The sequence below is a fragment of the Providencia sp. PROV236 genome, from assembly GCF_033676985.1.
GTDB lineage: Bacteria > Pseudomonadota > Gammaproteobacteria > Enterobacterales > Enterobacteriaceae > Providencia > Providencia manganoxydans.
The window spans coordinates 2,348,736-2,363,333 of record NZ_CP096297.1 but is presented as its reverse complement, the minus strand read 5'-3'; the positions used below and the strand labels follow the sequence as shown (position 1 = coordinate 2,363,333).

The following is a 14,598-nucleotide window of genomic DNA, read 5'->3' as shown; positions in this document are numbered from 1 at the left end:
AAATAAATAATGATTGACTAGTCATTATTACCAGTTTTTTTAAGCTATCCAGTGTTTTATTGACCTAAAACTAAGATTTTCACTGCGAATTCCATTTACTGTCTAAGAATCGAGATCAATTATGGATCAAGAAGCTTATTTTCAGTAGGTTATTAGGACATGATAAGAGTGTTTTGACTAAAAATAAGACTTTTCCATCTAATATGGTTAATTTTTAGTAAACCTGAATAAAGACAAAATTACTTTAGCTTTGAAAAGGGAACATTATGCGTATTGGTATACCAAGAGAACGACTTGCCAATGAAGCTCGTGTTGCTGCTACACCATCAACAGTGGCTCAGTTACTTAAACTCGGTTTCACTGTTTGTGTAGAAAAGGATGCGGGACATTTAGCTAGTTTTGATGATGTAGCATATGAGCAGGCAGGGGCCGAAATTGTTGATCGTGACACTGCATTTTCGGCTGATATTGTATTTAAAGTTAATGCACCATCAGAAGATGAAACACCATTATTTAAAGAAGGTGCAACCTTAGTAAGTTTTATTTGGCCAGCGCAAAATCCTGAATTATTAGATGCTTTAAAAGCAAGAAATATCAATGTGATGGCGATGGATGCTGTACCAAGGATTTCTCGTGCTCAAGCACTGGATGCGTTAAGTTCAATGGCCAATATTGCGGGTTATCGTGCTATTGTGGAAGCGGCTCATGAGTTTGGCCGTTTCTTTACTGGTCAAATTACTGCTGCGGGTAAAGTACCGCCAGCAAAAGTGATGATTATCGGTGCTGGTGTCGCGGGGTTAGCGGCAATTGGTGCGGCAGGTAGTCTAGGAGCCATTGTTCGTGCCTTTGATACTCGTCCTGAAGTAAAAGAGCAAGTACAAAGTATGGGTGCAGAGTTCCTTGAATTAGATTTCAAAGAAGAAGCTGGTAGTGGTGACGGTTATGCAAAAGTGATGTCAGAAGCCTTTATTAAGGCCGAAATGGCATTATTTGCAGCTCAAGCAGAAGAAGTGGATATTATTGTCACAACGGCTCTGATCCCTGGTCGTCCTGCACCTAAATTGATTACCAAAGAAATGGTTGCATCAATGAAACCGGGTAGTGTCATTGTCGATTTAGCTGCACAAACAGGTGGTAACTGTGAATTGACTCAGGCCGACAAGTTAGTTGTCACTGATAATGGCGTCAAAATCATTGGTTATACTGATTTACCGAGCCGTTTACCGACTCAATCTTCTCAACTGTATGGTACCAACCTCGTGAATTTAATGAAGTTGTTATGCAAAGAGAAGGATGGTCAAATCAACATTGATTTTGATGATTTAGTCATTCGCGGTGTCACTGTGGTTAAGCAAGGTGAAATCACTTGGCCAGCACCACCCATTCAAGTATCTGCTCAGCCGCAGGCGAAGCCTCAAGCGACAGAAAAAGCGAAAGCTCCAGAGAAGAAGAAAATGTCACCTGCGGTAAAATATAGCTTGATGGCATTGGCAATCATTCTTTTTGGTTGGTTCGCCAATTCAGCGCCAAAAGAGTTTTTATCGCATTTTACTGTGTTTGCACTGGCTTGTGTTGTGGGTTACTACGTTGTTTGGAACGTTACACATGCACTACATACGCCGTTGATGTCTGTAACAAACGCGATTTCTGGCATTATTGTTGTTGGAGCTGTGTTGCAGATAGGCTCAGGGGGATGGGTTGGTTTCCTATCCTTTATTGCCATATTGATCGCCAGTATCAATATATTCGGTGGGTTCACGGTTACCCAACGTATGTTAAAAATGTTTCGTAAAGGATAAGGGGTAACTTATGTTGTCAAGTGGAGTTGTGACAGCAGCTTATATCGTTGCTGCTATCCTATTTATTTTTAGTCTTGCAGGGCTATCGCGTCATGAGAGTTCTCAACGAGGGAATACATATGGTATTGCAGGAATGGCTATTGCCTTATTGGCAACGATCCTTGGACCAGATAGTGCCAATATCGGTTGGATGATCGTGGCTATGGTGATTGGTGCCGTAATCGGTATCCGTTTAGCCAAAAAAGTTGAAATGACAGAAATGCCTGAATTAGTTGCTATTTTACATAGCTTCGTTGGTTTAGCGGCAGTACTTGTCGGTTTCAATAGCTTTATTGCCAGTGAAGGGCATCTGGAACCCGTGATGGAAAATATCCATCTCACTGAGGTTTTTCTGGGTATTTTCATTGGGGCAGTAACCTTTACGGGTTCGATTGTCGCCTATGGTAAGCTTTCTGGTAAGATCTCATCCAAACCAATGATGCTACCAAATCGCCATAAATTGAATCTAGCGGCTTTGGTTGTCTCGTTTGTTCTGTTGCTGATCTTTGTAAAGACAAATAGTGTTGGTCTACAAGTCTTTACGATGTTGATCATGACAGTGATTGCATTAGCATTTGGTTGGCACTTAGTGGCATCAATCGGTGGCGCAGACATGCCAGTTGTTGTTTCAATGTTGAACTCATATTCAGGTTGGGCAGCGGCGGCGGCAGGCTTTATGTTAAGTAATGATCTGTTGATTGTCACAGGGGCTTTAGTTGGTTCATCAGGGGCAATACTGTCTTATATTATGTGTAAGGCAATGAATCGTTCGTTCTTTAGTGTTATTGCTGGTGGGTTTGGTACAGATGGCTCATCAACGGGCAACGAAGAAGAAATGGGTGAGTACCGTGAAACAACCGCTGAAGAAGTCGCTGAATTATTGAAAAACTCCACTTCTGTTATTATCACTCCAGGTTATGGTTTGGCAGTGGCTCAAGCACAATACCCTGTGCATGATATTACCGCGAAATTACGTGAGCGCGGTATTAACGTCCGTTTCGGTATTCATCCCGTTGCAGGGCGCTTACCCGGCCATATGAACGTGCTATTGGCTGAGGCCAAAGTACCTTATGATATCGTATTAGAAATGGATGAAATTAATGATGATTTTTCTGATACAGATACAGTATTAGTGATTGGAGCTAACGATACGGTTAACCCAGCAGCGCAAGAAGATCCAAATAGCCCAATTGCAGGTATGCCTGTTTTGGAAGTGTGGAAAGCAAATAACGTGATTGTATTTAAACGTTCAATGAATACTGGGTACGCAGGTGTGCAAAATCCATTATTCTTTAAAGAAAATACACAGATGTTGTTTGGCGATGCAAAAGCCAGTGTTGATGCAATTTTGAAATCGTTGTAAATAATAAAAGCTCTGTAGTTGATTAGCTACAGAGCTTTTTAGAACGCTAAAAGTTATGTAAGACTAATCATCAATAGTGATAGGACATACAAAACCATCTGGTTTGATTGCCAATAAATCACATTTCAGTTTATCAATCACATGTTCGGCAGTATTGCCTAGAAAAGCCGCAGAAATACCTGTGCGACCTAATATTCCAAGTACTACAACCCCTGCATGTAGCTCTTCGCACATTTCAGGGATGATTTTTTCAGGTAAGCCTTCACGAACATGGGTATATTTTTCATCAATTGAAAATTTTTGGCGTAGCTCTTTCATTGCGATGAGATGCTGACCACGTAAAGCATTGTTATAGAGGCTTGGGTCAAAATCAGGTAATTCGATAGCGATATTCATCGGTGCAACAGGGTAAGCACTGACTAAATGAATTTCCTGCTCTTTGACAATACGTGTTGCTAAATCTTTAGTTTTCTCAACTAATTTGATATTAAGGTCATCATGGTAAGACTCTTCATTCGATAAATTGACGGCAACCACAACAGAGCCATGATCCGGCCAAACTTTATCTTTCACCATCCAAACAGGGCAAGGGCATTTTCTTAATAAATGCCAATCTAGAGGTGTAAAAATAATCGATTCAAAGTTGTCTGTTTGGTGAGCCATTTTTAATAACAGATCATGTTCACCGCTAATAACTTCCTGAATAATTGCTTCATAAGGTTTATTGTGCCAAATAACTTTAATTTCTATCTCAATACCTGCTTCGAGATAGAAATGAGCTTGTTGCTTGATCCACGCAGCTTTTTGGTTAATGACCCCTTTACGCATAGCGTCCCGCTCTTCTGGGGAGAGTAAGGTCGTCATATCATAGGAAAGATCATAGATAGGTAAGAATGCTTTAATCCGTCCACCATTACGTTGCACTATATAGACAGCACGTCGTAATGCAGGTTGATCATCCTGATTTGGGTCAATTGCAACTAGGAGATTTCTATAGTTTGCCATATTAAAATCCTCATAACGGCTGGACATTCCTTAACTAAAGATAAACTAAGGTATTGAGGAAAAATAGGCAAGGATTGATAAAAAATAATAGTGAGAGGTCACAAATTGAAATTTGTGACCTGTGAAATAGCACTATGGGCAGGAGACAGTGGAAACTTTACCAGCAATATCAGTTAGTTTTTCCATATCTTCGATAGTAATGTATTTACCTTTCACACTTAACATACCGCTTTTTTGGAAACGTCCTAAAAGACGGCTAATGGTCTCAACGGTAAGGCCTAAATAGTTACCAATATCACCACGAGTCATGGTCAAACGGAACTCTCTAGGAGAGAAACCACGTTCTGCAAAACGATGAGATAAATTAAGAATAAATGCAGCTAAACGTTCTTCAGCATTTTTCTTAGACAATAAAAGGATCATTTCTTGATCACCTTTTATTTCTCCACTCATCAAACGCATAATTTGTTGACGCAGATTCGGCATTTTGCCTGACAAATCATCAAGTGTTTCAAATGGAATTTCACAAACCATTGATGTTTCAAGGGCTTGTGCGAAACTTGGGTGCTGTGTATGTATAATTGCATCAAAACCAACCAAATCACCTGCTAAATGGAAACCGGTAATTTGCTCATCACCTTCTTCAGTGATGGTATAGCTTTTGATTGTTCCTGAGCGGATGGCATACAAAGAACGTAATTCATCGCCAGCCTTGAATAATGCTTGGCCTTTTTGGATAGGTTTTTTACGTTCGATAATATTATCAAGTTGATCCAGTTCGTGTTCATTCAATGTGAAAGGAATGCATAGTTGGCTAATACTACAATCCTGACAATGAATAGCACAGCCACCAGACTGGATGCGACGAACAACTCTTTTTTCTGGGATCATATTAAATGCTCAATACAAGTTAAAATTATTGATATGAGTCAATTTTAACATAAGATAAAGCGACTGATAAGTAGAAAGATAAAACAGAATTATCTAGAAAAGAAAATCGTATAAAAACAAAAGAGTTGAGCAATTACGCACAAATATAAATAACTTTATGATATTATTAATTTAACTTAAGCGGTAATAAAACAGAAAAAACGCTAATAGGTAAAATGGATAGTCTCACTCATATTTATTTGAAATTCATATTTTGACAATCATAAAATTAACATTCCCCCTAATATTTAAACAAACTTGTAATATTAGGTTTAAATTGAAAGTTCCTAGGAGCCATAAATGGAAAATAACCAATTAAATATTCCCACTACGATGAAAGTCGTCGACGTTATTACTCCTGGTAGTGCAGATAAATTGCAAATTATTGAGCAACCTTTACCTGTTGTTACTGAAGGCTATTTACTAGTTAAAGTTGAAGCCGCTGGGGTTAATCGACCGGATGTTTTGCAACGTATGGGAGCTTATCCACCGCCTTCGGATGCATCGCCAATTTTAGGGTTAGAAATTGCGGGGGTTATTGTTGCCAAAGCCGATGATGTAGAGCAGTGGCAGATTGGAGAGCGAGTCTGTGCGCTAGTAGCTGGAGGGGGTTACGCAGAATACTGTTTGGTACATAAAGACATCGCATTACCTTTAGGTAATTTATCTTTTATTGAAGGTGCTGCGGTACCTGAAAACTTTTTTACTGTCTGGGCCAATGTATTTCAAATAGGTAAATTATCTAAAGGCGAAAGCGTTTTGATCCATGGCGGAACATCTGGGATAGGCTCTGTGGCTATTATGCTGGCGAAAGCGTTTGGTGCGACAGTAATAACTACCGTTGGTTCTGTCGAGAAGGCGGAAGTCGCTAAATCATTAGGTGCTGATTGTATCATTAATTACCGAAATGATGATTTTGTTCAAAAAACGCTTGAATATACCCATTCACGAGGCGTTGATATGGTTGTTGACATTGTGGGTGGTGATTATGTAGCTAAAAATTATCAGGTTGCTGCTAAGTTCGGCAGGATCATACAGATTGGTATGATGCAGGGAAATCCTAAAAACCTTAATTTAATGCCATTAATGTTAAAACGATTGATTCACACCGGTTCAACGATGCGTTCCCGTACTATCGCCGAGAAGGCGAGTATCGCTCAGGAATTAAAAGAGCAGGTATGGGGTATGTTGCAAAAAGGTGAATTAAAACCTTTTATTAACAAAATATATCCATTGAGTGCAGTGATTGATGCGCATTTGTATATGGAATCAGGCGATTTGTATGGAAAAATAGTGTTAACAAACAACTGATTAAATTTAATCTTACTTTTTGAAAACCATGGTAAACTCGTGTTATCATGGTTGGTTTATATGCCTCATCTATAACAATTCTTTTACATTTTCAAGCTATTTTGGCGTAAATATCTCTTTACAGCAGACAATTTTTCTAAATTTTGTTCTTGCGCACAAATCCGATTTAAATAAAGAAACGTTTATTAATATTTTAATAAATATGGATTATATCTATACCTAAGTTGGCTTTTTAACGGTTTGTCTATCAAAAATTTCTAACTGACAACAATATTATTAATATATTCTTGTCTTTTAAAGACATGTATTCCGTTATATCACTTTCCAATGATAGTAGTTACCTAAATTAAATATGACCTTTCATCATGGGTGATAATTTAAAGGTGTAGTGATAATGACAAATTTTAATAACTCAAAAATGAACGTAGATGCGTTATTCCTTGGGCCTAAATCTGAAAATGCAGTGTTTTTCAAAGAGATGATGGAATACGCAGTCACTGAACATATGCATTGGCGCTCTGGTTACCATCCTGAAGATCCTGAATATGTGACTACGGTTGACCGTTATGCCCCCGATTACCGGGATACTTTATATCGTACCGAAGGTATTTTAAATCAACTATCCTCAAAGCTAAAAACAACGTCAATTCCTTGGTTTTCACCGCGTTATATGGGGCACATGAATGCGGACACCTTGATGATTTCCAATCTCGCCTATGTTATGGCAATGATGTATAACCCAAATAATTGTGCTCAAGAATCTTCACCGACAACAACTCAATTAGAGCTAGAAGCAGGGTTAGATCTGTGTGCTATGTTTGGTTATGACGTAAATCGCTCTTGGGGGCATATTACCTCGGGGGGGACCGTTGCTAATTATGAGGGGCTATGGGTTGCTCGTAATATTAAAACGTTACCATTAGCAATGTCTAAACACCCACAGGCACAGCATTTGTTAAAAGATAAAACAGAAAGGGCATTATTAAATATGCCAACTAATGCTGTTTTAGATTTGATTGATGAATTAAAGAAAAAAGGTATCTTCGAAGAAGTTAGAGATATGACGTGCCGAGGTGAGGGGGTTGAACAAGGCAAATTAGGTAAATTGCTTGTTCCACAGTCGAAGCACTACTCATGGCTAAAAGCGATGGATATCTTGGGATTAGGGCAGCAAAATATCGTTCAACTGCCTGTTGATGATAGCTACCGCACCGATACAGCTCAAATGAGGCAAATTGTGTTTTCATTAATTGAGCAAGGTGAGCCTATTTTAGCCGTTGTCGCTGTGGTTGGAACAACGGAAACCGGTGCAATTGACAATGTAGCTGAACTGATTGCTTTACGTAAAGAATGTGAGTCGCGTTTTGGCATCTCTTTTTATATACATATTGATGCTGCTTATGCAGGTTACGCATGTGCCATGTTCAGAGATGAAAACAATCAATTTATTGAATATGAGATGTTGATCCAGCGTTATCATAATGAAGGTATTTTCCCCCCAGATATTGTTTGGCCTAAGCGGGATGTCTACCAAAGTTTTAGAGCTTTGCAGGAAGCCGATTCCATCACCGTTGATCCTCACAAAGTCGGCTTTATTCCTTATGCAGCTGGCGCTATTTGCATGAAAGATAAACGTATTGTTGATCTTATTTCTTACCATGCGGCTTATGTTTTCGAAGAAGTTGTAGAAAAAGGGCGAAAAACAGAAAAACCACAAAATGTTTTGTTAGGTTCTTCGATCATGGAAGGCTCAAAAGCGGGGGCAACTGCTGCGGCAGTATGGGCTGCTCACCGCTTAGTACCTTTAAATATACTTGGTTATGGCAAGGTGATAGCCGCTGGACTCACCACGGCAAACTGGTTGATCGAAAGCATGAATGCCTCCGCGCCACTTGAAATCGAAGAGCGTAAATTTGAAATTGTGACGATGCCAGCCCCTGATTTTCATATGGTTAATTTTATGTTCAAGGAAGTGGGGAATCGTTCCTTAGAAAAGCAAAATCAGCTTAATAAACGACTTTATGAATTATGTTCCTATGCTGCTGGCCGTTCTTATACAAACGATTTTCTCACTTCATCGACGTCGCTAACCGCTGAAGAGTATGGTGATAACCCTCAAAATTTTTGTCGACTCATGGGGTTTAGCGATCAGGAATGGGAAAAAACACACTCACTGTATGTTTTGCGTGCCGCCATTATGACTCATTGCTTGCGTGATAAGCAGCACTTTAGCGATTTTTGGCAAGAGCTAAAGGGGATTTTCGTAAGCAAATTACAGCAACTTATAGATGAAGAAAATAAAGTCACTCATTCAAAACAAAAAATAACTCTATAGGCCATTTGGTTTAGGAACTCAATATGAAGAATCGTACACTTGGTAGTGTTTTTATTGTTGCAGGTACGACAATCGGTGCAGGTATGCTTGCGATGCCTATCGCAGCGGCAGGTAACGGTTCATTAGTTAGCTTAGTGATGCTGTTCGCGCTATGGGCACTGATGTGTTATACCGCTTTGTTATTAGTTGAAGTGTATCAACATGAGTCTTATGAAACTGGTATAGGCAGTGTCGCACAGCGTTATTTAGGCTCAGGCGGTAAATTCATTACTGGTTTTAGCATGATGTTTTTGATGTATGCACTTACCGCGGCTTATGTTAGTGGAGCAGGTGAAATTATCACGTCTAATTTAAAAAGCAGTTTCGCGATTGAAATGGCTGATTGGATGGGGATTGTTATTTTCACTGTTATCGGAGGCGGTGTCGTCTGTTTTGGGACTTCTTCCGTCGATTTTATCAACCGTATATTATTCGCTGCAAAAATCGTTTTTTTAGTAATTATTTTGGCTCTAATGATGCCACATGTTGAGCAACAAAATTTATTATCAGCGCCAACAGAAAAAGTGCTTATTCTGTCTGCTATTCCTGTCTTTTTCACTTCCTTTGGCTTTCATGGTAGTGTGCCAAGTATTGTCAAATATATGGGTGGCAACGTGAAAAAATTACGGATAATTTTTATTATCGGTAGTGCTATCCCGTTGATTGCTTATATTCTGTGGCAAATAGCGACATTAGGTAGTATTGATACCACCACTTTCGTTGGCATATTGGCAGAGAATTCAGGTTTAAATGGTTTACTTGATGCTATTCGTAATGTGGTTATGTCAGGTAGAACGGAATTTATCGCTCAGATGTTTATGAGTTTAGCTTTAGCAACCTCATTTTTAGGTGTGGCATTAGGGCTATTTGATTTCCTTGCTGATTTATTTAAGCGTCAAGACAATATGTCAGGCCGTCTACAAACAGGATTACTGACTTTTATCCCTCCATTAGTGTTTGCCTTGTTTTACCCTAAAGGGTTTGTGATGGCATTAGGGTTCGCCGCTATTGCATTATCGATTCTTGCTTTATTATTACCGAGTGCAATGGCATTCAAATCACGATTAACTAACGATAAAAAATATCAAGTTAAAGGTGGGGCACCTGCGTTATTTATTGTCTTTGTATGCGGCATAATCGTTATTGGTGTTCAGTTTGGGATTGCATTTAACTTATTGCCGAATATTGGTTAGTAGTAAAATAGTTTATTAAGGTAAAAACCAATCGCAATTAGAGTGCGATTGGTTTTTTATTTCTAGAATCTAATCGTCATGGTCAAAATTTGATTACTGGTATTATGTATATATTGGAGGGCTTTTCAGCTATCAATATGAACAATTGAAATGATAGCTATAGAAAAGAAGCTTATTTTGGTAGAGTAAGCAAGTAGATAAAAAGATAGTTATCAATTGAATGTGCACTCTCGTCACCGCATTTTTCATGCATCCATATAATAATAATTCTCATTAGCATTTTATGCAAAAAAACAGATATATCTAAACTGGTATTTTTTGCAAATTAGACTATGATATCGATATATCGGTTTTAAAGCTGTATAGATAACTGAGAGTACAAATGACAGATGAACAACCGGCAGAGCAGTGTGCTTGCGATGGTAAAAGTTTAAGCAGAATGTTTAACCCGAAACAGCTGCGTATTTATATTCTGTATTTATTAGCGGATGGGTCGAATTACGGTTATGAGTTAATCAAAAAAATAGCAGCAGAAACAGCAGGGTTTTATTGTCCAAGTCCTGGGGTCATTTATCCAACCTTAACATTACTGGAAGAGTTGGGTTTTATTGTGGCTCAAAAAGAGCAAGGGAAAGGACGAAAATGCTTTTCACTGACCCCTGAAGGTAAATGTTTCTTATTGCTAAAGGCTGATATTTTAGAACAAGTCAAACATAAGCTGAACTATGCACAAGAGTTAAAAGCAGGCAATCAGCACGCCAAAGAGATAGAGCTTGCCGTAGAGAAATTTAAGTCGTTGTTGAGACATAAAATTGTTTTGCAACAACTGAGTTTAGATCAGTCAAAGCAAGTTGTTGAAATTATTAATCGCGCAGTAGAGCGTATCGAACAGGTGAACTCCGTGTTGACAAATGAAGGAAATGAACATGGCAAAAACCAATGAAATTATTCAAGCTAAAGGGCCTTCTTATATGAAAGATACTGTAAAAAAAACCTCGGAAGAGCATAAAGAAGTCGCAAAAGAAAATACGGAAGAATTTTCAAGCAAAAAAGCTACTTTTAAAGAGGTTGTGTGTCCTAAAGTACCGACTTCTTACTTTAAAAGAGCAAAGCGTCAGCGCAACGGTAAATAGCAGAGCCACTAGCCAATAAATTTATTATTCATGGCTGGGTTTTGTACATAACAAAATATCGTATCGTTATTTTGTTATGAAAGCTCTTATCCTAATAAGAGGATAAGAGGCTATGAAAATAAAATTAGTATGGTAGATGAGAGTTGCTTTGTATTTTGTATTAGGAGTTGATACCCATATCAAAGCTAGTAACTCTCAATTCTTTAGATGGAGCTGTCAAATCTCGCAGAGGCTAATTGGCTTTTTTGAAAAAAAACCATCATTGTCATTGGGTAATTAGCTATCAAGTCGGCTTGAGATTAAACGCTGTGATATAGATGCTTCAAGTTGTGATAATGAAACAGGCGTACCGTCTTCAGTTGTAAAGCCCACCCCAGCCACTGCTCGGGTAAAAGACTCTAAATCCATAGCGGGTAGATTGAGATCCCAAGTCTCTTGGGTTATCGGGTAACTGGTATCAAATAATATTTCTTGAATTTTATCTGCAAACTCTTGCTGACTTTCGGACCAATTACTATCATTAGCCGCCCATAGCCAGCGTGTTTGAAGGAAATTTCCCCAAAAATCCTCCCATCCAGTATAAATACGTTTGATCATAGACGCGCTCATCAGTGACCAATCTTGTGCTTCTTGTATCGTAATATAACCCGCGCGGCACCCATCAAGACACAATTTGCTGAAGCGGACAAAATCCCAAGCAATATATTTGACGTTACAGATATCATTGACGTTCTTATCCATCATTTCTATACGCCAAAGTTGTTCTTTTTTATTTTCTTCAGAATCGGATGAGTTTTCTACTTCTTGAATGATGTCTTGTAACTCAACTTTATTTGCATATGACACTTGGTCACGTAATAAATAATAATTATTTGTATGGCCTGATGTTATTAACCAATAAAGTTGCTGGATGAGGCTGTAGCGATCAAATACTCCCCAAGCCTGTGATAGTCCACCGTCATGTGGTCCTTTATTATAATCGTTATAGGCATGTCCATTAAAGCATGAATACGGTAGGCTTAAAATCAGCCCCCATTCATTTGGTTTTAGCGTTGGAGTGTCAATTTCAAGAGATTCGGATATATGACCGAGCTGAGGTTCTGCTTCGGAAAAAGATGTGATTGTTGATGTTTCTGATGTATATTTTTTCAAAAAATAGAAAATAATAGCAATAACTATAGCAATTATAACGCCAATACCGATCATTTTTGTCCCACTGATTTTATGTTTTACGTATAAATAGAGTTTTTATTTGAATGAACTCACTTCAATTAAAGTGATGTTGTTGTCACCGACGCAAGATGCTTAACATATCCTTTATTATCGATATATTAATTAAATTTTTAGTGGAAAGATACGCTATAAAATGAAGCATTATTAGAACTAATAGGCCCCCTGATAAATATTCTACAGGAGGCCTTTATTTTATGAGCTCAATTTAGAGGTTTAATTGTGCCTGTATTTTTTCTATTTCATCCATCCATTGTTGCTGAAGTTGTGGTTTTTGATGTGCTAATTTACGTTGCTTATCAGCTTGCAGCTTTTCTTCAAGTTGTAATAATGTTTCTAACAGTTCATCTTCATGGGAAGCCATTTCAGTGATTGTTGTTTCAGCTGGAGAGAAACGGCTAGCTTCAGTAATATTATTTGACTGAGATTGCATTTCTATCTGCTGATATATTTCATTCACATCAAGATATTCTTCTAGCCGATTATCATTGATATACCAAAAACGTTGGCAACTATTTTCGATTAACCATTTATCATGGCTAACCACCAGTAGTGCACCTTCGAATTGTGAAATTTGTTCACTTAGAGCTTCTTTCCCTTCTAAATCAAGATGGTTAGTAGGTTCATCTAACAAAATTAGCTCATATTGAGCGAGACTTAAGCCAATAAATAACAGCCTTGCACGCTCTCCACCACTTAATGTCGCCACCTTTTGTTGATGGCGGTTGTAAGCAAAACCGGCACTAATGAGGGCCATTTTACGTTGTTCATCGACTAAGGTAGCAAATGGCCTCAAAGCGTCTGACAAACTATCATCATCATTCAACTGGTGTAGTTGTTGGTCATAATAGCCTGTACTGATTGCTGGATGAAACTTAACTTGTGAGCCATAACGCATATCATGTTGAAAACGTTGCCATAACAAACGTAACAACGTCGATTTACCACAGCCATTAGCTCCAATAATCGCGATACGGTCGCCACTTTTTACTTGATGAAATCCAGTCGTAAACAGAGGATTTCCATTGGGGGTTTCAATGTGAGCGTTATCAAGCTCTAATACTCTGTCAGCCGGAATCGACTTACCGTTTAGTGCTAGTTTCCATTGATAACCTTCAGTTAGCTCTGTTTGTGCATCTTTTAGTTTATCAATGTGTTTTTCCATTTGCTTAGCTTTACGGGAAAGACCTTCGTTGTCATAAACATGCCCCCATATTGCTAAACGTTTGGCGCTTGAAGCTATACGGTCAATTTCTTTTTGTTCTGCTTGGTGGCGTTGTGCATCACTGATGTCTTTTTGATTCAGCGCTTGACGTGCCGCAGTACAAGCAAGTCGGAAGAAATGCAATGTTTTATCGCGTAGGATCCATGTGCTGTTCGTCACTTTATCAAGTAGTTCTTGATCATGTGATACTAAAACAAAGCTACCTTTCCAATTATGCAAGAAGTTACCTAGCCAAATTAATGTTGGTAGATCCAAGTGGTTGCTTGGTTCATCTAATAGCATTAAATCAGGTTGTTGAATTAAAGCACGACCTAACAGCAAACGTGTATGTTGACCGCCACTAATTTGATTCGCTTTTTGTTCCCATTGACTTTCATTGAAGCCTAAATCCGTTAATAAGATTTCTGCTCGCCAGCGTTCTGTTTGTCGTTCATGAATTGGCAACTGATGCATGATGGCATCGATCAATGACAGGCAAGCGACGTCATCAGGTAAATGTTGCTCAATATAGCTAGTCACGCATTGAGTTGCGTAAACAATACTACCGCTGCGAGGGGACAATTTGCCAGTTAATAGCTTTAATAATGTACTTTTACCGCTACCATTATGGCCAATTAAGCCAATACGATCGCCTGCTTTTAAGGTGAAATCGATATCGCTCAGTAATGATGTGGTAGATGTATCATAGTTTAATGATTTTACAGATAATAATGTGCTCATAGCTTACTCAATTTTTAGGCATAGCAATGCCAGGGTATAGTCAGAACGACAACCCAGTAAGCTGAGGAAGGTTTCCTTGAGTCACTTCGCTCAGGCAGGGTTATCGCAGTGTATCACTGTGAAAGCCTGAGCTTTGGCGATTACCAAAGAAGTGTGAATAGTCAATAAGATCACACAACATCATAATAAGCCTCCTTGTTTTTTCCTGTGTTGAACAATGTTTACATGATAACAAACTAAATAAATTATTATCAATGGCAATGTGTCATGGTGTTT

The 14,598-nt window shown here is 38.5% G+C and carries 11 protein-coding genes; 7 read left to right on the top strand and 4 right to left on the bottom strand.

What is annotated here, in order from left to right:
• The first annotated feature begins 266 nt into the window (after positions 1–266).
• Positions 267–1,799 (top strand): Re/Si-specific NAD(P)(+) transhydrogenase subunit alpha, encoded by a 1,533-nt coding sequence (gene pntA / locus M1E96_RS10505; RefSeq protein ID WP_070928608.1) that lies wholly within the window; start codon positions 267–269, stop codon positions 1,797–1,799.
• Between the two features lie 13 nt (positions 1,800–1,812).
• Positions 1,813–3,201 carry a Re/Si-specific NAD(P)(+) transhydrogenase subunit beta gene (gene pntB / locus M1E96_RS10500; protein ID WP_272579890.1) on the top strand — a complete coding sequence of 463 codons (1,389 nt, stop codon included), beginning with the start codon at positions 1,813–1,815 and terminating at the stop codon, positions 3,199–3,201.
• Positions 3,202–3,264: 63 nt separating this feature from the next.
• Here pntB and uspE read toward each other — a convergent pair whose 3' ends face one another.
• Together uspE and M1E96_RS10490 are read right to left on the bottom strand one after the other, a co-directional pair.
• Positions 3,265–4,206, bottom strand: a complete 942-nt coding sequence (gene uspE, locus M1E96_RS10495) for a universal stress protein UspE (protein WP_070928606.1) — start codon at positions 4,204–4,206, stop codon at positions 3,265–3,267.
• A 132-nt stretch (positions 4,207–4,338) separates the two neighbouring features.
• Positions 4,339–5,097: an FNR family transcription factor gene (locus M1E96_RS10490; RefSeq protein ID WP_070928604.1), complete on the bottom strand. Its 759-nt coding sequence runs from the start codon at positions 5,095–5,097 to the stop codon at positions 4,339–4,341.
• A 339-nt stretch (positions 5,098–5,436) separates the two neighbouring features.
• Between M1E96_RS10490 and M1E96_RS10485 the strand changes: the two genes are divergently transcribed.
• The 5 genes from M1E96_RS10485 to M1E96_RS10465 all read left to right on the top strand — a co-directional run bounded on the left by M1E96_RS10485 (position 5,437) and on the right by M1E96_RS10465 (position 11,147).
• Complete coding sequence (locus M1E96_RS10485) at positions 5,437–6,447, top strand: NAD(P)H-quinone oxidoreductase (protein WP_319065972.1); 1,011 nt, start codon at positions 5,437–5,439, stop codon at positions 6,445–6,447.
• A gap of 394 nt (positions 6,448–6,841) precedes the next feature.
• Positions 6,842–8,782 carry a pyridoxal-dependent decarboxylase gene (locus M1E96_RS10480; RefSeq protein ID WP_272579800.1) on the top strand — a complete coding sequence of 647 codons (1,941 nt, stop codon included), beginning with the start codon at positions 6,842–6,844 and terminating at the stop codon, positions 8,780–8,782.
• An 83-nt stretch (positions 8,783–8,865) separates the two neighbouring features.
• Complete coding sequence (gene tyrP, locus M1E96_RS10475) at positions 8,866–10,014, top strand: tyrosine transporter TyrP (protein ID WP_272579891.1); 1,149 nt, start codon at positions 8,866–8,868, stop codon at positions 10,012–10,014.
• A gap of 382 nt (positions 10,015–10,396) precedes the next feature.
• Positions 10,397–10,957, top strand: coding sequence for a PadR family transcriptional regulator (locus M1E96_RS10470; protein ID WP_070928596.1), 561 nt, complete (start codon positions 10,397–10,399; stop codon positions 10,955–10,957).
• The gene (locus M1E96_RS10465) at positions 10,941–11,147 is read left to right on the top strand and encodes a DEAD/DEAH box helicase (RefSeq protein WP_272579801.1); all 207 of its coding nucleotides are present in this window, start codon (positions 10,941–10,943) and stop codon (positions 11,145–11,147) included. The genes M1E96_RS10470 and M1E96_RS10465 overlap by 17 nt, the downstream gene beginning before the upstream one ends.
• Before the next feature lie 276 nt (positions 11,148–11,423).
• Here M1E96_RS10465 and M1E96_RS10460 read toward each other — a convergent pair whose 3' ends face one another.
• Both M1E96_RS10460 and M1E96_RS10455 read right to left on the bottom strand, forming a co-directional pair.
• Positions 11,424–12,353 carry a DUF1266 domain-containing protein gene (locus tag M1E96_RS10460; RefSeq protein ID WP_272579802.1) on the bottom strand — a complete coding sequence of 310 codons (930 nt, stop codon included), beginning with the start codon at positions 12,351–12,353 and terminating at the stop codon, positions 11,424–11,426.
• Positions 12,354–12,585: 232 nt separating this feature from the next.
• Entirely contained in the window at positions 12,586–14,322 is a 1,737-nt protein-coding gene (locus M1E96_RS10455; RefSeq protein ID WP_272579803.1) for an ABC-F family ATP-binding cassette domain-containing protein, read from the bottom strand.
• Positions 14,323–14,598: the final 276 nt, after the last annotated feature.